Raw genomic sequence first — 17,405 nt, forward strand, 5'->3', positions numbered from 1 at the left:
GCTACCGTTACGGCCTGTGGGCGGTTCGCTCTTTGCCGGTGCGCATGTCGCCGAGGCGGTACCGCTGGCGCCGCTGACGACCCTGCGGGTCGGGCCGGTCGCGCGGCGGCTGATCACGTGCACCAGCACCGAGCAGGCGGTCGCCGTCCTGGGGCGGCTGGACTCCGGCTCCGCAGCGGGCGACGGGCCGCCGCTGGTGTTTGCCGGTGGCTCCAACCTGGTGATCGCCGACACGCTGACCGATCTGACCGCCGTGCGACTGGCGAACGACGCCATCACCATCGACGGCAACGTGGTGCGCGCGGAGGCGGGCGCGGTGTGGGACGACGTGGTGGTCAAGACCATCGAGCACGGGCTGGGCGGGCTGGAATGCCTGTCCGGCATCCCCGGATCGGCCGGGGCCACCCCGGTGCAGAACGTGGGGGCCTACGGGGCGGAGGTGTCCGACACCATCACCCGGGTGCGGGTCCTGGACCGCGCCGACGGCGCGGTGCGCTGGGTGCCGGGCGGCGAGTTGGGCTTCGGTTACCGCACCAGCGTTTTCAAGCGGTCGGGCGAGTCGGGACGCGAAATCCCTTCCGTGGTACTGGAAGTCGAGTTCGCGCTGGACGCCTCGGGGCGCAGCGCGCCGCTGCGCTACGGCGAGCTGACGGCCGCGCTGGGCGCCACCGCAGGCGAGCGCGCCGACCCGAAGGCCGTCCGCGAGGCGGTGCTGACGCTGCGGGCGCGCAAGGGCATGGTCCTCGACGCCGCCGACCACGACACCTGGAGTGTGGGTTCGTTCTTCACCAACCCGGTCGTCGCGCCGGCGGTCTACGAGCGGCTGGCGGACACCGTCGATGCGCCGGTCCCGCACTTCCCGGTGCCCGACGGCGTCAAGCTGGCCGCGGGCTGGCTGGTGGAGCGGGCGGGGTTCACCAAGGGCTATCCCGAGGACGACGCCGCGCCCTGCCGGTTGTCGACCAAGCACGCGCTGGCACTGACGAACCGCGGCGGCGCCACCGCCGCGGACGTCATCGCGCTGGCCCGAACGGTCCGCGACGGGGTCCGTGATGTGTTTGGCATCACACTGCAACCCGAGCCCGTTCTGCTCGGCTGCAGGCTGTAGCGGTTAACCCGCGAATTGCACCGCGACCTCGAATTGTCGTGGCGCGGTTGGGGTCTTTTCTCCCGGTATCTTTATGTGTCGTGAGCACTTCGGATTCCCCGCCGCCGATCAACCGGCGCCTGGCCTTGACGGCCCTGGGACTCGGCGTGTTCGTGCCCAGCGCGCTGGCTGCCTGTGCCGGGCCGGTGGCCAAGCAGGCCGAGAAGAAGGAGACGCCGGCCCCGCAGCTGAAATTCGAGCCGGCCCCGGCCACGACCGACGTGGTCCCGATCGCGCCGATCAGCGTCCAGGTCAGCGACGGCTGGTTCCAGAAGGTGGCGCTGACAAACTCGTCGGGCAAGGCGGTTGCCGGGGCGTTCAACGCCGACCGCACCGTCTACACGACCACCGAGCCGCTGGGCTACGACGCGACCTACACCTGGACCGGTTCGGCCGTCGGCCACGACGGCAAGGCGATCCCGGTGTCCGGCAAGTTCACCACCGTGTCGCCGACCAAGAAGATCGGCGGCGGCTTCCAGTTGGCCGACGGCCAGACCGTCGGGGTGGCCGCGCCCATCATCATCCAGTTCGACGCGCCGATCAGCGACAAGGCCAACGTCGAGAAGGCCCTCACAGTCACCACCAACCCGCCCGTCGAGGGCAGCTGGGCCTGGCTGCCCGACGAGGCGCAGGGCGCGCGCGTGCACTGGCGCCCCCGCGAGTACTACCCGGCCGGCACCACCGTCAACGTCGACGCCAAGCTCTACGGGCGGCCGTTCGGTGACGGCGCGTACGGCGCCGACGACATCTCCCTGCACATCCAGATCGGCCGGCGGCAGGTGGTGAAGGCCGAGGTGTCCTCGCACCGCATCCAGGTCGTCACCGACGCCGGCGTCATCATGGACTTCCCGTGCAGCTACGGCGAGGCCGACAAGGCCCGCAACGTCACCCGCAACGGCATCCACGTGGTCACCGAGAAGTACTCCGACTTCTACATGTCCAACCCGGCCGCCGGGTACAGCAACATCCACGAGCGCTGGGCGGTGCGCATCTCCAACAACGGCGAGTTCATTCACGCCAACCCCGCCAGCTCCGGCGCCCAGGGCAACACCAACGTCACCAACGGCTGCATCAACCTGTCCACCGGTGACGCCGAGGAGTACTACCACACCGCGATGTACGGCGACCCGGTCGAGGTGACCGGCAGCTCGATCCAGCTGTCCTATTCCGACGGCGACATCTGGGACTGGGCCGTGGACTGGGACACCTGGGTGGCCATGTCGGCGCTGCCGCCGCCCACGGCCCACCCGCCCGCGTCGCAGATCCCCGTCACCGCCCCGGTCACCCCGACGGACGCCCCGACCCTGTCGGGCACCCCCACCACGACGACGACCACGACGACGTCTAGGCCCGGCGGTTAAACCGCGACGCGGTGGCCTGGTCGCGCGGCCGCAGGACGATCGTGTCCAGGTTGACGTGGGAGGGCCGCGAGGCCACGAACCCGATCACCTCGGCGACGTCGGTCGCCGTTAGCGGGGTTATCCCGGTGTAGACGGCGTCCGCGCGCTGTTGGTCGCCGTCGAAGCGCACCAGCGAGAACTCCGTTTCGACCGCGCCCGGCGCAATCTCGGTCAGCCGCACCGGTTTTCCCAACAGCTCGCCGCGCAGCGTGCGGTGCAGCGCGCCCTGGGCGTGCTTGGCCGCGGTGTAGCCGGCGCCGCCGTCGTAGGTCTCAATCGCGGCCACCGAGGTGACGGTGACGACCAGGCCGTCGCCGGAGTCGATCAGCCGGGGCAGCAGCGCGCGGGTGACCCGCAGCGTGCCCAGCACGTTGGTCTCCCACATCCACCGCCAGTGCTCGAGGTCGGCGTCGGCCACCGGTTCCAGGCCCCGGGCGCCGCCGGCGTTGTTCACCAGCACGTCCACCCGGCCCAATTGGCCGGCCAGCGCCTGCACGGCGGCGTCGTCTGTGACGTCGGCCACAACGGCGCTGCCGCCGATCTCGCCTGCCAGTGCGTTGATGCGCTCGGCCCGGCGCGCCACGGCGACCACGTGAAACCCTTGTGCAGCAAGCGTTTTGGCGGTCGCCTCACCGATACCCGAACTGGCACCGGTGACCACGGCCACCCGTTGAGACCGCCGAGTCGCATTCACCGGAACAACTTTAGTGAACGTGCTAAATTCTCGGGGTGCACCACAGCGCCCTGATCAACAACACCGCCGCGTGTCTTTGCGCGGCGAGTGCGTGTTGTTGCCGCGCACTTTGCCGCTCCTGACCTTCAGGTGTGGCCAAGCCGGCCATCAGGAATTCGGACAAAGGACGCTCGTGCGCTCGACTACTCTCACCCATAGCCACCATTCACCCGGCCGCAAAGGCGGTGTTCGGATGCATCGTCACATCCTGCCGCCCGCGTTGCATATCTCCGATTCGGCGGCGGCGTCCGTCTTTCGGGCCGTGCGGTTGCGCGGCCCGGTCGGTCGTGATGTCATCGCCGCGGTCACGTCGCTGAGCATTGCCACCGTCAACCGCCAGGTCATCGCGCTGCTCGACGCCGGTTTGCTGCGCGAGCGCGCCGACCTGGCCGTGTCCGGGGCCATCGGCCGCCCGCGGGTGCCGGTGGAGATCAACCACGAACCGTTCGTGACGCTGGGCATCCACATCGGCGCGCGCACCACCAGCATCGTGGCCACCGACCTGTTCGGCCGCACGCTGGACACCGTCGAGACCCCGACGCCGCTCAGCCCCGCCGGGCCCGCGTTGGCGTCGCTGGCCGACAGCGCCTGCCGGTACCTGCGGCGCTGGCACCGCCGGCGCCCGCTGTGGGTCGGGGTGGCCATCGGTGGCACCGTGGACAGCGCCAGCGGCCTCGTCGACCACCCGCGGCTCGGCTGGCGGCAGGCGCCCGTCGGGCCCGTGCTGGCCGACGCGGTGGGCCTGCCGCTGTCGGTGGCCTCCCACGTCGACGCCATGGCCGGCGCCGAGCTGCTGCTGGGCCTGCGGCGATTCGCGCCGAGCTCGCCGACCAGCCTGTACGTCTACGCCCGCGAGACCGTGGGTTACGCGCTGGTGATCGGCGGCCGGGTGCACTGCCCGGCCAGCGGCCCGGGCACCATCGCGGCGCTGCCCGTGCATTCCGAGCTGCTCGGCGGCACCGGGCAGCTGGAGTCGACCGTCAGCGACGAGGCGGTGCTGGCGGCCGCGCGCCGGCTGAAGATCCTGCCCGGCCCCCCGCCCGCGGCGCCCGGATCGCGCGGCTCGGGTTCCACCACCGCGCTGACCGACCTGCTGCGGGTGGCCCGGGCCGGCAACCAGCAGGCCAAAGACCTGCTGGTGGAGCGGGCCCGGGTGCTCGGCGAGGCGGTCGCGCTGCTGCGCGACATGCTCAACCCCGACGAGCTGGTGGTCGGCGGCCAGGCTTTCACCGAGTACCCCGAGGCGATGGAGCATGTCGAGGCGGCGTTCGCGGCGCGCTCGCTGCTGGCCCCCCGCGATATCCGCGTCGCCGCCTTCGGCAACCGGGTGCAGGAGGCCGGGGCCGGGGCGGTGTCGCTGGGCGGGCTCTACGCCGACCCGCTGGCCGCGATGCGGCGCGCCGGGGCGCTGGAGACGCGGCTGCGGGAGGTCGCGGCCGACGAGTCGCCCGCGTAACGCGACCAGCGCGCTTGGGCCTGGCCGCGAGCCGTCCTGTAAAGATGAGAGCGTGCGCCACGACGACGTCTTCCGGGTGAAAGACCCTCGCCGGGTTGCGGTGCTGGCGGTGCACACCTCGCCGCTGGCCCAGCCGGGCACCGGCGACGCCGGCGGCATGAACGTCTACGTACTGCAGACCGCCCTGCACCTGGCCCGGCGCGGCATCGAGGTGGAGATCTTCACCCGGGCCACCGCGTCGGCCGACCCGCCGGTCGCGCGGGTGGCGCCGGGCGTGCTGGTCCGCAACGTGGTCGCCGGGCCGTTCGAGGGCCTGGACAAGTACGACCTGCCGACCCAGCTGTGTGCGTTCGCGGCCGGCGTGCTGCGCGCCGAGGCGTCCCACGACCCGGGCCACTACGACATCGTGCATTCCCATTACTGGCTTTCGGGGCAGGTCGGCTGGCTGGCCCGCGATCGCTGGGCCGTGCCGTTGGTGCACACCGCCCACACCCTGGCCGCGGTGAAAAACGCGGCCCTCGCCGACGGGGACGCGCCCGAGCCGCCCCTGCGCACGGTGGGGGAGCAGCAGGTCGTCGACGAGGCCGACCGGCTGATCGTCAACACCGACGACGAGGCCCGGCAGTTGATCTCGATCCATCACGCCGACCCGGCGCGCATCGACGTGGTGCATCCCGGTGTGGATCTGGACGCGTTCCGCCCCGGTGACCGGCGGGCGGCCCGCGCCGCACTGGGCCTGCCGGCCGACGAGGATGTGGTGGCGTTCGTCGGGCGGATCCAGCCGCTGAAGGCCCCCGACATCGTGCTGCGCGCCGCGGCCAAGCTGCCCGGGCTGCGCATCGTGGTGGCCGGCGGGCCGTCGGGCAGCGGGATGGCCTCCCCGGACGGACTGGTGCGGCTGGCCGACGAACTCGGCATCACCGAGCGGGTGACGTTCCTGCCGCCGCAGTCCCGCGAGGACCTCGCCACCCTGTTTCGTGCCGCCAATCTCGTTGCGGTGCCGAGCTATTCGGAGTCGTTCGGCCTGGTTGCCCTCGAGGCGCAGGCGTGCGGCACCCCGGTGGTGGCCGCCGCGGTCGGCGGTCTGCCGGTGGCGGTGGCCGACGGGGTGTCCGGCACGCTGGTGTCCGGACACGACGTCGGCGACTGGGCCGACGCCCTCGACCGGCTGCTGCGCCTGCCCGCCCCGCGAGCCGACGCGATGAGCCGCGCGGCCGCCGCGCACGCGGCCACCTTCTCCTGGGAGAACACCACCGACGCCCTGCTGGCCAGCTATCGGCGCGCGATCGGCGACTTCACCGCCCTGCGCCAGCGTCGGGTCCGGGACCGGGCGGCGATGCGCAAGCCGCGCCTGTGGTCGACGCGTCGCGGGGTCGGCGCGTGAGTCCTGCGGCCGAGGACGTGCGGTCGCTGATCGAGCGCACGCTGCAGGCCAACGGGCTGACCTACTCGGAGTTCCCCGGCGCGCACGGCGGACTACCCGGGCTGGTGGTGGAACTGCCCGGCGAGCGCAAGCTCAAGACCAACACCATCCTGAGCGTCGGCGAGCATTCGGTGCGCGTGGAGGCGTTCGTGTGCCGCAAGCCCGACGAGAACCACGAGGGCGTCTACCGGTTTCTGCTGCGGCGCAACCGCCGGCTCTACGGCGTCGCCTACACGCTGGACAACGTCGGCGACATCTATCTGGTGGGCCGCATGTCGCTGGCGTCGGTGGACGCCGACGAGATCGACCGGGTGCTCGGCCAGGTGCTCGAGGCCGTCGACTCGGACTTTAATACGTTGCTGGAGTTGGGTTTTCGGTCGTCGATCCAGAAAGAGTGGGAGTGGCGGGTGTCCCGCGGGGAGTCGCTGAAGAACCTGCAGGCCTTCGCGCACCTCATCGACGACGACGATGACGATTAGCGCCGCGAGCCGAACCGCACTGCGAGACATCCGGCAGAAATTCGCAGTCAGGTTCGGCTCGCGGCGGTCCTCACGCGCCGTGAGAGACTGACCGGCATGGGTGACACTGCGACGCTGGTACTGCTGCGTCACGGCGAGAGCGACTGGAATGCCCGCAACCTGTTCACGGGCTGGGTCGACGTCGGGCTGACGGAAAAGGGCCGCGCCGAGGCGGTCCGCAGCGGCGAACTGCTGGCCGAACACCACCTGTTGCCCGACGTGCTGTACACCTCGCTGCTGCGCCGCGCGATCACCACCGCGCACCTGGCGCTGGACGCCGCCGACCGGCTGTGGATCCCGGTGCGGCGCAGCTGGCGGCTCAACGAACGCCACTACGGCGCGCTGCAGGGCCTGAACAAGGCCGAGACCAAGGAGCGCTACGGCGAGGAGCAGTTCATGGCGTGGCGGCGCAGCTACGACACGCCGCCCCCGCCGATCGAGAGCGGCAGCCAGTTCAGTCAGGACACCGACGCCCGCTACGCCAACATCGGCGGCGGCCCGCTGACCGAGTGCCTGGCCGACGTCGTCGTGCGTTTCCTGCCGTACTTCACCGACGTCGTCGTCCCCGACCTGCGGGCCGGCAAGACGGTGCTGATCGTCGCGCACGGCAACTCGCTGCGCGCCCTGGTCAAGCACCTGGACGGCATGTCCGACGAGGAGATCGTCGGGCTGAACATCCCGACCGGCATCCCGCTGCGCTACGACCTGGACGCCGACCTGCGGCCGGTGCAGCCCGGCGGGACCTATCTGGACCCCGAGGCCGCCGCGGCCGGCGCCGCCGCCGTGGCCGGCCAGGGGCGGGGCTAAACACGCGTTTGCCAAACATCGCGTGAACGGAAGCCGAACACCTGTGGCGCAGGGTGTGACTTGTCCGATTTTGGCCTCGCTGCGCTAGGGCGGCGTTCACCAGATTTGTAGAATTTGGTACGTGACCGTGTTCTCGGCCCTGTTGCTGGCCGGGGTCTTGTCCGTGCTGGCGCTCGCCGTAGGCGTTGCGGCCGGGGTGCGGTGGGCGCCGCGGGCGGTCGCGCACCGACGGCAGGTCGCCACCGAATGGACGGGCATCACGGTGGCGCAGATGCTGCAACGCATCGTGGCCCAGATGCCGCTGGGCGCCGCGGTGGTGGACGCGCACCGCGACGTGGTCTACCTCAACGACCGGGCCAGGGAACTGGGCCTGGTGCGCGACCGGCAGCTGGACAACCAGGCCTGGCAGGCCGCGCAGCAGGCACTCACCGGCGCCGACGTCGAGTTCGACCTGCGCCGGCCCAAGCGCGTGGGCGGCCGGTCCGGGCTGTCGGTGCACGGGCATGCGCGGCTGTTGAGCGAGGAGGACCGCCGCTTCGCGGTGGTGTTCGTTCACGACCAGTCCGACTACGCCCGCATGGAGGCGACCCGGCGCGACTTCGTGGCCAACGTCAGCCACGAGCTCAAGACGCCGGTGGGCGCCATGGCGCTGCTGGCCGAGGCCCTGCTGGCTTCCGCCGACGACTCCGAAACCGTCCGCCGCTTCGCCGAGAAGGTGCTCGTCGAGGCGAACCGGCTGGGGGACATGATCGGCGAGCTGATCGAGTTGTCCCGGCTGGAAGGCGCCGAGCGGTTGCGCAACGTGACCGACGTCGAGGTGGACACCGTTGTGTCCGAAGCGATTTCACGCCACAAGGTGGCCGCCGACAACGCTGACATCGAGATTCGCACCGACGCGCCCAGCGGCCTGCGGGTGCTGGGCGACGAACGGCTGCTGGTGACCGCGCTGGCCAACCTGGTGTCCAATGCGATCGCCTATTCGCCGCCGGGTTCGCCGGTGTCGGTCAGCCGCCGCCGCCGCGGTGACAACATCGAGATCGCCGTGACCGACCGCGGCATCGGGATCGCGTTGGAGGACCAAGCGCGGGTCTTCGAGCGGTTCTTCCGCGGCGACAAGGCGCGGTCGCGGGCCACCGGCGGCAGCGGCCTGGGCCTTGCGATCGTCAAACACGTTGCGGCCAACCACAATGGCAGCATCGGCGTGTGGAGCAAGCCCGGGACCGGGTCGACCTTCACCCTGTCCATTCCGGCCTACCAAGACGGCGACGAGAAAGCCGACCAACCCCGGGGTCGTGAGCTGCGGCCCAGGGGCTCACAACGAGAGGAAGAACTGAGCGCATGACCCGCGCTAACGACGATGCAGAGCGTAGCGATGAAGAGGAGTGGCGCGCATGACCAGTGTGCTGATCGTGGAGGACGAGGAGTCGCTGGCCGATCCGCTGGCATTCCTGTTGCGCAAGGAGGGCTTCGAAGCCACCGTGGTGACCGACGGCCAAACGGCGCTGGCCGAATTCGATCGCGTTGGCGCCGACATCGTCCTGCTCGACCTGATGCTGCCCGGGATGTCGGGCACCGACGTCTGCAAGCAGTTGCGCGCCCGTTCCAGCGTCCCGGTGATCATGGTGACCGCGCGCGACAGCGAGATCGACAAGGTCGTCGGCCTGGAGCTCGGCGCGGATGACTATGTGACCAAACCGTATTCGGCGCGGGAGCTGATCGCGCGGATCCGCGCGGTGCTGCGCCGCGGCGGCGACGACGACTCCGAAATCGGCGACGGCGTGCTGGAGTCCGGCCCGGTCCGGATGGATGTCGAGCGCCACATCGTCTCGGTCAACGGCGACACAATCACGTTGCCGCTGAAGGAATTCGACCTTCTCGAATACCTGATGCGCAACAGTGGGCGGGTGCTGACCCGTGGGCAGCTGATCGATCGGGTCTGGGGGGCCGATTACGTCGGTGACACCAAGACGCTCGACGTCCACGTCAAGCGCCTGCGGTCCAAGATCGAAGCCGATCCCGCCAACCCGGTGCATCTCGTCACGGTGCGGGGCCTGGGGTACAAGCTCGAGGGCTAGCCTCAAAGCTCGTACGGCGGATCGGGAAGTGGGTTGATCGTGTCGGCGTCCCATGTGACGCGTTGATCGCTGGTGACCGAAAAGGCTTCCAGCGCGTCGCTGTCGACGATCGCCTGGATGCAATCGCTGCTGCCACCCACATATGTCGTCATCAGATCGATGTCGGTGGCCACACACCAGCGCCGATCGCTCGTCCACCACAAGTTCGCGGTACGGCCCGGCTGCCCGAACGGTTGTGACGCGTCCTCAATTGATCTGGCCAGCACATACACCGGACGATGTGGCAGTTCAATCAGATCGGCATCCGGTATCTCCACTCCATAGCCGTTCCACAGGGCGTACCACACCCGATCGGTCCGCGAATGTTGCCTCAGTATCCGGCTGAGCCGCTCGGTAGTGGGAACCGGAAGCCGACCAGTATCCGGCGGATAGTCCCAGACGCCCGGCTGATCCCGTAGCCGCCAAGACCCGACCAGCGAGCCCCATTCCATGGCCGCGTGCGCGATTCGGTTGTTGGCCTTCGCCACCGCCCTCCACGAGACAGGATAGTGCGGCTCGGGCATCTGTATCTCGTACGCGGGGTGGAACACTCGCGCGTACGCCTCGAAAACCGGGGGTACCAACGAAGCGACGTCGTACTCGAATGGATGTATGGCGTCGATTATCCATGCGAACGGATCATCCATACGATCCCGTCGGGCCGTCGCTGTCGAAGACCGTTCGCACATTGTCGCTGGCGCTCAACGTGATACGCCGTCGCATGTCCGCCGTCATCGGCGGAAGCTCGTCGAGACCGAACCACGCCGCATCGGTGCACTCGTCGTCTGCCGCGAACGGCTCGCCGGACAGCCACTGCATGCGGAATACATGATCCAGATACTGCGCATGATCGCCGTTGGCATGTACGGCAGGCTTAGTCACGTGCACCCACGCGAGCCTGGTGGCCCGCACGCTGACCCCGGTTTCTTCGCGGACTTCACGCGCGGCGCAATCCGCGGGGTTCTCTCCGGGTTCGACGATTCCCGTCACCGCCGTCCAGGCGCCGTTGTCCGAGCGCTTGACCAGCAGCACTTTTCGATCGCGGATCGTAACCGCGGTAACGCCGGCCAACCACAAGGGCGCGTGCCCGATCGCGCGGCGAAGCTCGACGATGAAGTCGGGGACCGGCACTCACCGTTCTTAACACACGAGTGTGGCTGCCAAGCCTTCCCGGCCGCAACGAGCGTGAAACCCTGGCGTTGAGAGTGAACTGGTGGCGGGATTTTCGCGATTTTTCCGCCCACGTTTCACACTCGAAGCCCAGGATTCACACGCGATCACCGGGCGCGGCTCACGACGCGGCCCGTTCGTTGATGGCGGGCGCCGCGGCGCCGCGCAGCCCGACTTCGGCGTGCCCGGTGCCCAGCACCGACCAGTGCCGGTCGTCGATGTCGACGTAAATGTCGGCCTGCTCGGTGTTCGTGCACACCGCCTCGCCGCCGTCGGGATCGGTGTAGCCCAGGCTCACGCACCGCTCCGGCGGCTGGTCGACCCTGATCAGCACCCGGCGCCCGCCGATGCGTCCCTCCAGCTGCCAATGCCGCACACCCAGCGTCGTCCGCATCCGCAGCGACGGCAAAAACCTTGTGGGCCAATCTGTTCCGTCGACGCGGAAGCGGACGAACGCGAGCGGCGCCAGCCTGCGCAGCCCCGGTTTGTGCGACACCGCCGTGACGGCTTCGACGACGTCGTCGCCGCCGAGGTCGGCATGGAGCCAGCCCCAGCGTTTGGCGTTGCCGTGCCCGTAGATGTGCGCGACGCAGCCGCGCCAGCCCTCAAGACGCAAGTCGGTGTCGGCGGTCAGCGATCCGGAGAACTCGGCGGTCGGCGCGAGGACCACCTGGGCGCCGGGCAGCAATTCCCGCTCCCACACCGCGCGGGGAAACGTCCACAGCGGCGCGCCGTCGTCCGTCCAGGACAGGTCCCACGCCAGCGATCCGGCGCGGCCCGTCAGCCTTTCGTGGGCCACCTGCACCCCGGCCGCGTCGAACCACGCCGCCCCGGCCGCGGGCCGGGCGGGTTCGGGGCCGAATCGCTCGGTGCGCGGCGGGCCGTCGGGCGGGAACCAGGTCGCCCAGCCATGGGCGTATGGGGCAGCCTGCAGCGGCGCCACCGTCTCGCAGTGAATCCACAATGCGGCTCGCGTGAGCGGATCCGACAGGGTGGCATACCAGACCTCCAGGCGGCCGGCCGTGCCCCGCCAGCGCGGAGCCGCCGCCGAGCGCAGTTCGTCGTCCACCAGCCCCGGCGCCGCTATTCGGCGATGCGCGTCGCCGGGTGCACCGCGATGAGCCCTAACCTGCTGCGGCGCTTGCACATTGCGGCCAGCTCGGCATAGGCCTTGGCGCCCAGCAGTTCGGTGAGTTCGTCGGCCAGGCTTTCCCATACCTGCTTGGCGCCGGTGTGGGCGGCCGGGTCGCCGGTGCAATACCAGTGCAGGTCGGCGCCGCCGGACCCCCAGCCGCGGCGATCGTATTCGGTGACCCAGGTTTTGAGAATTTCGGTCCCGTCGGGCAGCGTCACCCATTCCTGGCTGCGGCGGATCGGCAGTTGCCAGCAGACATCGGGCTTCATCGTCAGCGGCGGCACACCCAGTTTGAGGGCCTTGGTGTGCAACGCGCACCCGGCGCCGGCGGCGAAGCCCGGCCGGTTGAGGAAGATGCAGGCGTCCTTGTATTTGCGGGTGCGGTAGGAGGGCTGTCCGTCGTGCTCGTCGAGTTCCAGATAGCCCTTGCGGCCCAAGCCCTTTTCGCGGAACTGCCAGTCGTCGTCGGTCAGCGTCTTCACCGCGTCGTCGAGCCGGGCGCGGTCGTCGTCGTCGGACAGGAACGCGCCATGCGAGCAGCAGCCGTCGTTGGGGCGGCCCGCCACCGTGCCGCGGCAGGCAGGCGTGCCGAACACACACGTCCAGCGCGACAGCAGCCAGGTGAGGTCGGCCGCGATCAGATGCTCGGGGTTGTCCGGGTCGTAGAACTCGACCCATTCACGGGCGAAGTCCAACTCGACCTCTTTTCCGAAGTGGCCCGTCGCCGGGTGCGAATTCCCCATTCCGTCAACGTTAGACCACAACACGAGCGACCTCTGCCTGCGACGCGAGCCGCCCACCACTAGGTTGTTGCTGTGCGGTTAGGCGTGCTCGACGTGGGCAGTAACACGGTCCATCTGCTGGTGGTCGATGCCCACCGGGGCGGGCACCCGACGCCGATGAGTTCGACGAAGGCCACGCTGCGCCTGTCGGAATCCATCGACGAGTCGGGGAAGATCACCAAGCGCGGCGCCGACAAGCTGGTGTCGACGATCGACGAGTTCGCCAAGATCGCCGACAGCTCCGGCTGCGCGGAGCTGATGGCCTTCGCCACATCGGCGGTGCGCGACGCCAAGAACTCCGACGACGTCTTGTCCCGGGTGCGCAAGGAGACCGGCGTCGAGCTGGAGGTGCTGCGCGGCGTCGACGAGTCCCGGCTGACGTTCCTGGCGGTGCGCCGGTGGTACGGCTGGAGCGCGGGGCGCATCATCAACCTGGACATCGGCGGCGGCTCGCTGGAGTTGTCCAGCGGCGTCGACGAGGAGCCCGAGGTCGCGTTGTCGTTGCCGCTGGGCGCGGGCCGGCTGACCCGCGAGTGGCTGCCCGACGATCCGCCCGGCCGGCGCCGGGTGGCGATGCTGCGGGACTGGCTGGACGCCGAGCTGGCGGAGGCCTGCGAGACCGTGCTCGATGCCGGCGCCCCCGACCTCGCGGTCGCGACGTCGAAGACGTTCCGGTCGCTGGCGCGGCTGACCGGGGCGGCGCCGTCGGCGGCCGGGCCGCGGGTGAAGAGGACGCTCACAGCAAACGGCCTCAGACAACTCATATCTTTCATCTCTAGGATGACGACCGCCGACCGGGCTGAGTTGGAAGGAGTGAGCGCCGAGCGGGCGCCGCAGATCGTGGCGGGTGCGCTGGTGGCGGAGGCAAGTATGCGAGTGCTGTCGATCGACGCGGTGGATATCTGCCCGTGGGCGTTACGGGAGGGTCTCATCTTGCGCAAACTCGACAGCGAAGCCGATGGAACTGCACTCGTCGAGAGTTCGGTGCGCGATGCTGGAGATCAGAAATCTGATCGGAACGCGAGCCGATCGAGAGGCGACAAATCATGACCGGACCACACTCCGAGACCACGGAACAAGAGGCGCCCGGTACCAGGCCGATCTCGGTGGCCGAACTGCTGGCCAGGAATGGGACGATCGGCGCCCCGGCGGTCACCCGGCGGCGGCGCCGCCGGCGCGGCGACAGCGACGCGGTGACGGTCGCCGAGCTCACCGGTGAGATCCCGGTCGTCCGCGACGACGAGCAGGACGAGCACGACGACGAGCACGACGCCGGCGCGGGCGTGCAGGTCGCCGAACCGGCCCCCGAGGCCGCCGCCGAACCGGCCGCCGAGAAAGCCGCGTACTGGTCCGAACCCGAGCCGCGCTGGCCCAAGTCGCCGCCGCAGCCCCAGCGCCTGACCGGGCCGGAACGCAGCGCCTACCCGCGGCCGGTGCCGCACACCGAGGACCGCGCCGGCCAGTCCGGTGCCGAGGACATGAGTCCCGACCCGCTCGAGCACTACGCCGACATCCCGGTGGACGTGATGGACTCCGAGGTCCGCGAGGCCGAACCCGACTCCGAGGATTCCGCCTACGTGCGCTCCTACCTGCAGTCGGACTCCACGCTGTTCGGCGGGCAGACCCTGGCCGACGAGGTGGCCCGACGCCGCTCGGAGCAGTCGGTGGACGCGCGGACCGAAGAAGAACGCGACGACGACCTCGACACCGAGGCCGAGGAGCGGCGCGCAGCGCCCGGCCGGCTCGAGTCGCTGTGGCGCGGGAGCCTGATCGTGTTCCAGTCGATCCTGGCCGTGGCCTTCGGGGCCGGCCTGTTCGTCGCCTTCGACGAGCTGTGGCGGTGGAACAGCATCGTGGCGTTGGTGCTCTCGGTGCTGGTCATCCTCGGCCTGGTGGTGGGGGTCCGGGTGGTTCGCAAGACCGAGGACATCGCCAGCACGCTGATCGCCGTCGCGGTGGGGGCGCTGATCACGTTGGGCCCGCTGGTGCTGTCGTTGCAGTCGGGCTAGGCACCCCAACCAGAACCCACAAGACCATTGCGCCCAGCAATCAAAGTCGGCCTGTCGACGGCCTCGGTGTACCCGCTGCGGGCCGAGGCCGCCTTCGAATACGCGGCCAGGCTCGGTTACGACGGGGTCGAGCTGATGGTGTGGGGCGAGTCGGTCAGCCAGGACATCGACGCGGTCAAGAAGCTGTCCCGGCGCTACCGCGTCCCGGTGTTGTCCGTGCACGCGCCCTGCCTGCTGATCTCGCAGCGGGTGTGGGGCGCCAACCCGATCGCCAAGCTGGAACGCAGCGTGCGGGCCGCCGAGAAGCTGGAGGCCCAAACCGTCGTCGTCCACCCGCCGTTCCGCTGGCAGCGCCGCTACGCCGAGGGTTTCAGCGAGCAGGTGTCTGACCTGGAAGCCGCGAGCGCCGTGCTGGTCGCCGTGGAGAACATGTTCCCGTTCCGGGCGGACCGGTTTTTCGGGACCGGCCAGTCGCTGGAACGGATGCGCCGCCGCGGCGGCGGCCCGGGCCCGGCCATCTCGGCGTTCTCGCCGTCCTACGACCCGCTGGACGGCAACCACGCCCATTTCACGCTCGACCTGTCCCACACCGCGACCGCGGGCACCGACTCGCTGGAGATGGCCCGGCGGATGGGCGCGGGCCTGGTTCACCTGCACCTGTGCGACGGCAACGGGCTGCCCGTCGACGAGCACCTGGTGCCCGGGCGCGGCACGCAACCCGCCGCCGAGGTGTGCCAGCTGCTGGCCGGCGGCCGGTTCGCCGGGCACGTGATCCTGGAGGTGTCCACGTCCAGCGCGCGCTCGGCCCACGAGCGCGAGGCCATGCTCGTCGAATCGTTGCAGTTCGCCCGCACCCATCTCATGCGGTGAGACCAGGAGCTACATGAACGCGTTATTCACCGCCGCGATGGCGTTGCGGGAGGCCGGGGCCGGCCTGTACGAGGGTGAGCTCGACAAGCGCTGGACGATCGGGCCCAAGGTGCACGGCGGCGCGATGCTGGCCCTGTGCGCCAACGCCGCCCGCACCGCCTGCGGCTCGGTCGGCCTTGAGCCGGTCGCCGTGTCGGCGAGCTTCCTGTCGGCTCCCGATCCGGGCGTCATGCAGCTGGTGACCTCGATCCGCAAGCGGGGCCGCCGGATCAGCGTCGTCGACGTCGAGCTGATGCAGGACGACCGCACGGCGGTGCACGCCGTCGTCAACCTGGGCGAGCCGGAACACTTTCCGCCCGGGGGCTCCGTTGGGCCGCTGCTCTCGGCGAACCCGGTCATCGATCTCATGGCGCCCGAACCGCCCGACGACGTGGAGCCGATCGGGCCCGGCCACCCCCTGGCGGGGCTGGTGCACCTGGGGGAGGGCTGCGACGTGCGGCCCCTGTTGTCGACGATGCGGCCCGGCGACGGCGGCGGCCCGCCGGTGATCCAGATGTGGGCGCGACCCCGCGGCGTGGCCCCCGACGCGCTGTTCGCGCTCATGTGCGGCGACCTGTCGGCGCCGGTGACCTTCGCCGTGGACCGCACCGGCTGGGCACCCACCGTCCAGCTCACCGCCTTCCTGCGGGCCCTGCCGGCCGACGGCTGGCTGCGAATCATCGCGACCTGCATGGAAATCGGCCACGACTGGTTCGACGAGGACCACATCGTCGTGGACAGCCTGGGCCGCCTCGTCGTGCAGGCGCGGCAATTGGCGTTGGTCCCTGCCGCCGGCTAGCCCGCGCTGTCTGGAATGCTTTCCTCCCATGGCGAGGATCGCGATCATCGGCGGCGGCAGCATGGGCGAGGCGTTGCTGTCGGGTCTGCTGCGCGCGGGCCGGCAGGTCAAGGACCTGGTGGTGGCCGAACGGGTGCCCGAGCGCGCGAAGTACCTGGCGGACACCTATTCGGTGCGCGTGGCGCCGGCGCTCGACGCGGTGGACAACGCGACGTTCGTCGTCGTCGCGGTCAAGCCGACTGACGTCGAGGCGGTGGTCGAGGAGCTGGCCCGCGCGGCCGCCGCGGCCGAGATCGACAGCGCCGAACAGGTTTTCGTCACCGTGGCGGCGGGCATCACGATCGGCTACCTCGAGGCCAAGCTGCCGGCCGGGACGCCGGTGGTGCGGGCGATGCCGAACGCGGCCGCGGTGGTGGGCGCGGGGGTGACCGCGCTGGCCAAGGGCCGCTTCGTCACCGAACCGCAGCTCGCGGAGGTCTCGGCGCTGTTCGACTCCGTCGGGGGCGTGCTGACCGTCCCGGAGTCGCAGATGGACGCCGTGACCGCGGTGTCCGGCTCCGGCCCGGCGTATTTCTTCCTGATGGTCGAGGCGCTGGTGGACGCCGGCGTGGCGGCCGGGCTGAGCCGCCAGGTCGCCACCGACCTGACCACGCAGACGATGGCCGGCTCGGCGGCGATGCTGCTGGAGCGAATGGACGCCGGGGTCGAGGGCGACGGACGGGCGGCGCCGGCCGACGCCACGGCCGCGCAGCTGCGCGCGACGGTCACGTCCCCCGGCGGCACCACCGCCGCTGCGCTGCGCGAACTGGAACGGGGCGGGCTGCGGGGGATCGTCGACGCGGCGGTTCAGGCCGCAAAAAGGCGCTCTGAGCAGCTAAGAATTACATCGGAATAATTCAAGATTTCCGGATTGATTGTCCCTCACCAGTACCATTAACCCCACTAGTCCCGCTATTCTCCTCTTTGTATGCACGTGTGGGTGCCAGCGGAGGGGAAGCCGCTG

General features: G+C 70.1%; 18 protein-coding genes. 13 read left to right on the forward strand and 5 right to left on the reverse strand.

The window, feature by feature from the left end:
- The first annotated feature begins 16 nt into the window (after window positions 1-16).
- Window positions 17-1,108 carry a UDP-N-acetylmuramate dehydrogenase gene (locus AC5Y4Z_RS19230; RefSeq protein ID WP_499966204.1) on the forward strand — a complete coding sequence of 364 codons (1,092 nt, stop codon included), beginning with the start codon at window positions 17-19 and terminating at the stop codon, window positions 1,106-1,108.
- A 38-nt stretch (window positions 1,109-1,146) separates the two neighbouring features.
- A complete protein-coding gene (locus tag AC5Y4Z_RS19235; protein WP_499966205.1) occupies window positions 1,147-2,508 on the forward strand; it encodes a L,D-transpeptidase in 1,362 nt (453 codons plus the stop codon).
- Here the strand turns inward: AC5Y4Z_RS19235 and AC5Y4Z_RS19240 are convergent.
- Window positions 2,492-3,241, reverse strand: a complete 750-nt coding sequence (locus AC5Y4Z_RS19240; RefSeq protein ID WP_499966207.1) for an SDR family NAD(P)-dependent oxidoreductase — start codon at window positions 3,239-3,241, stop codon at window positions 2,492-2,494. The genes AC5Y4Z_RS19235 and AC5Y4Z_RS19240 overlap by 17 nt on opposite strands.
- Window positions 3,242-3,473: 232 nt before the next feature.
- Here AC5Y4Z_RS19240 and AC5Y4Z_RS19245 point away from each other — a divergent pair, with 232 nt between their 5' ends.
- The 6 genes from AC5Y4Z_RS19245 (at window position 3,474) to regX (ending at window position 9,559) form a co-directional block, all read left to right on the forward strand.
- Window positions 3,474-4,736 carry an ROK family protein gene (locus AC5Y4Z_RS19245; protein WP_499966209.1) on the forward strand — a complete coding sequence of 421 codons (1,263 nt, stop codon included), beginning with the start codon at window positions 3,474-3,476 and terminating at the stop codon, window positions 4,734-4,736.
- 52 nt (window positions 4,737-4,788) lie between these two features.
- Window positions 4,789-6,120, forward strand: coding sequence for a D-inositol-3-phosphate glycosyltransferase (gene mshA / locus AC5Y4Z_RS19250; RefSeq protein WP_499966211.1), 1,332 nt, complete (start codon window positions 4,789-4,791; stop codon window positions 6,118-6,120).
- The gene (locus AC5Y4Z_RS19255) at window positions 6,117-6,638 is read left to right on the forward strand and encodes a type III secretion system chaperone family protein (protein ID WP_499966213.1); all 522 of its coding nucleotides are present in this window, start codon (window positions 6,117-6,119) and stop codon (window positions 6,636-6,638) included. The genes mshA and AC5Y4Z_RS19255 overlap by 4 nt, the downstream gene beginning before the upstream one ends.
- A gap of 96 nt (window positions 6,639-6,734) precedes the next feature.
- Entirely contained in the window at window positions 6,735-7,484 is a 750-nt protein-coding gene (locus tag AC5Y4Z_RS19260) for a phosphoglyceromutase (protein WP_499966215.1), read from the forward strand.
- A gap of 121 nt (window positions 7,485-7,605) precedes the next feature.
- On the forward strand, window positions 7,606-8,826 hold the full coding sequence (locus AC5Y4Z_RS19265) for a sensor histidine kinase (RefSeq protein ID WP_499966217.1): 1,221 nt from the start codon (window positions 7,606-7,608) through the stop codon (window positions 8,824-8,826).
- 49 nt (window positions 8,827-8,875) lie between these two features.
- Window positions 8,876-9,559 (forward strand): two-component sensory transduction protein RegX, encoded by a 684-nt coding sequence (gene regX, locus AC5Y4Z_RS19270; protein ID WP_499966218.1) that lies wholly within the window; start codon window positions 8,876-8,878, stop codon window positions 9,557-9,559.
- 2 nt (window positions 9,560-9,561) lie between these two features.
- Here regX and AC5Y4Z_RS19275 read toward each other — a convergent pair whose 3' ends face one another.
- From AC5Y4Z_RS19275 to AC5Y4Z_RS19290, 4 genes are all read right to left on the reverse strand, one after another.
- Entirely contained in the window at window positions 9,562-10,245 is a 684-nt protein-coding gene (locus AC5Y4Z_RS19275) for a hypothetical protein (RefSeq protein ID WP_499966220.1), read from the reverse strand.
- On the reverse strand, window positions 10,238-10,729 hold the full coding sequence (locus AC5Y4Z_RS19280) for an NUDIX hydrolase (protein WP_499966222.1): 492 nt from the start codon (window positions 10,727-10,729) through the stop codon (window positions 10,238-10,240). The genes AC5Y4Z_RS19275 and AC5Y4Z_RS19280 overlap by 8 nt, the downstream gene beginning before the upstream one ends.
- Before the next feature lie 160 nt (window positions 10,730-10,889).
- On the reverse strand, window positions 10,890-11,837 hold the full coding sequence (locus AC5Y4Z_RS19285) for a tocopherol cyclase family protein (RefSeq protein ID WP_499966224.1): 948 nt from the start codon (window positions 11,835-11,837) through the stop codon (window positions 10,890-10,892).
- Window positions 11,838-11,851: 14 nt separating this feature from the next.
- Window positions 11,852-12,646 carry a DUF3109 family protein gene (locus tag AC5Y4Z_RS19290; RefSeq protein WP_499966225.1) on the reverse strand — a complete coding sequence of 265 codons (795 nt, stop codon included), beginning with the start codon at window positions 12,644-12,646 and terminating at the stop codon, window positions 11,852-11,854.
- Window positions 12,647-12,718: 72 nt separating this feature from the next.
- On the opposite strand from AC5Y4Z_RS19290, the gene AC5Y4Z_RS19295 reads away from it, so the two are divergent.
- From AC5Y4Z_RS19295 to proC, 5 genes are read left to right on the forward strand one after another with little or no spacing between them, the layout of a single operon-like run.
- Window positions 12,719-13,735, forward strand: coding sequence for a Ppx/GppA family phosphatase (locus AC5Y4Z_RS19295; RefSeq protein WP_499966226.1), 1,017 nt, complete (start codon window positions 12,719-12,721; stop codon window positions 13,733-13,735).
- Window positions 13,732-14,694, forward strand: coding sequence for an Rv0497 family membrane protein (locus AC5Y4Z_RS19300; protein ID WP_499966228.1), 963 nt, complete (start codon window positions 13,732-13,734; stop codon window positions 14,692-14,694). Before AC5Y4Z_RS19295 ends, AC5Y4Z_RS19300 begins: the two co-directional genes overlap by 4 nt.
- Before the next feature lie 27 nt (window positions 14,695-14,721).
- Entirely contained in the window at window positions 14,722-15,564 is an 843-nt protein-coding gene (locus AC5Y4Z_RS19305; protein ID WP_499966230.1) for a sugar phosphate isomerase/epimerase family protein, read from the forward strand.
- A gap of 13 nt (window positions 15,565-15,577) precedes the next feature.
- The gene (locus AC5Y4Z_RS19310; RefSeq protein WP_499966231.1) at window positions 15,578-16,402 is read left to right on the forward strand and encodes a thioesterase family protein; all 825 of its coding nucleotides are present in this window, start codon (window positions 15,578-15,580) and stop codon (window positions 16,400-16,402) included.
- 28 nt (window positions 16,403-16,430) lie between these two features.
- Window positions 16,431-17,297: a pyrroline-5-carboxylate reductase gene (gene proC, locus AC5Y4Z_RS19315; protein ID WP_499966232.1), complete on the forward strand. Its 867-nt coding sequence runs from the start codon at window positions 16,431-16,433 to the stop codon at window positions 17,295-17,297.
- Window positions 17,298-17,405 lie beyond the last annotated feature (108 nt).

This window comes from Mycobacterium sp. NGS63, from assembly GCF_059812295.1.

Excerpts from the sequence above, each read along its gene's own strand:
- AC5Y4Z_RS19245 (WP_499966209.1), top strand. The coding sequence starts at position 3,474 with ATGCATCGTCACATCCTGCCGCCCGCGTTGCATATCTCCGATTCGGCG.
- AC5Y4Z_RS19260 (WP_499966215.1), top strand. The coding sequence starts at position 6,735 with ATGGGTGACACTGCGACGCTGGTACTGCTGCGTCACGGCGAGAGCGAC.
- regX (WP_499966218.1), top strand. The coding sequence starts at position 8,876 with ATGACCAGTGTGCTGATCGTGGAGGACGAGGAGTCGCTGGCCGATCCG.
- AC5Y4Z_RS19275 (WP_499966220.1), bottom strand. The coding sequence starts at position 10,245 with ATGGATGATCCGTTCGCATGGATAATCGACGCCATACATCCATTCGAG.
- AC5Y4Z_RS19290 (WP_499966225.1), bottom strand. The coding sequence starts at position 12,646 with ATGGGGAATTCGCACCCGGCGACGGGCCACTTCGGAAAAGAGGTCGAG.
- AC5Y4Z_RS19300 (WP_499966228.1), top strand. The coding sequence starts at position 13,732 with ATGACCGGACCACACTCCGAGACCACGGAACAAGAGGCGCCCGGTACC.
- AC5Y4Z_RS19310 (WP_499966231.1), top strand. The coding sequence starts at position 15,578 with ATGAACGCGTTATTCACCGCCGCGATGGCGTTGCGGGAGGCCGGGGCC.
- proC (WP_499966232.1), top strand. The coding sequence starts at position 16,431 with ATGGCGAGGATCGCGATCATCGGCGGCGGCAGCATGGGCGAGGCGTTG.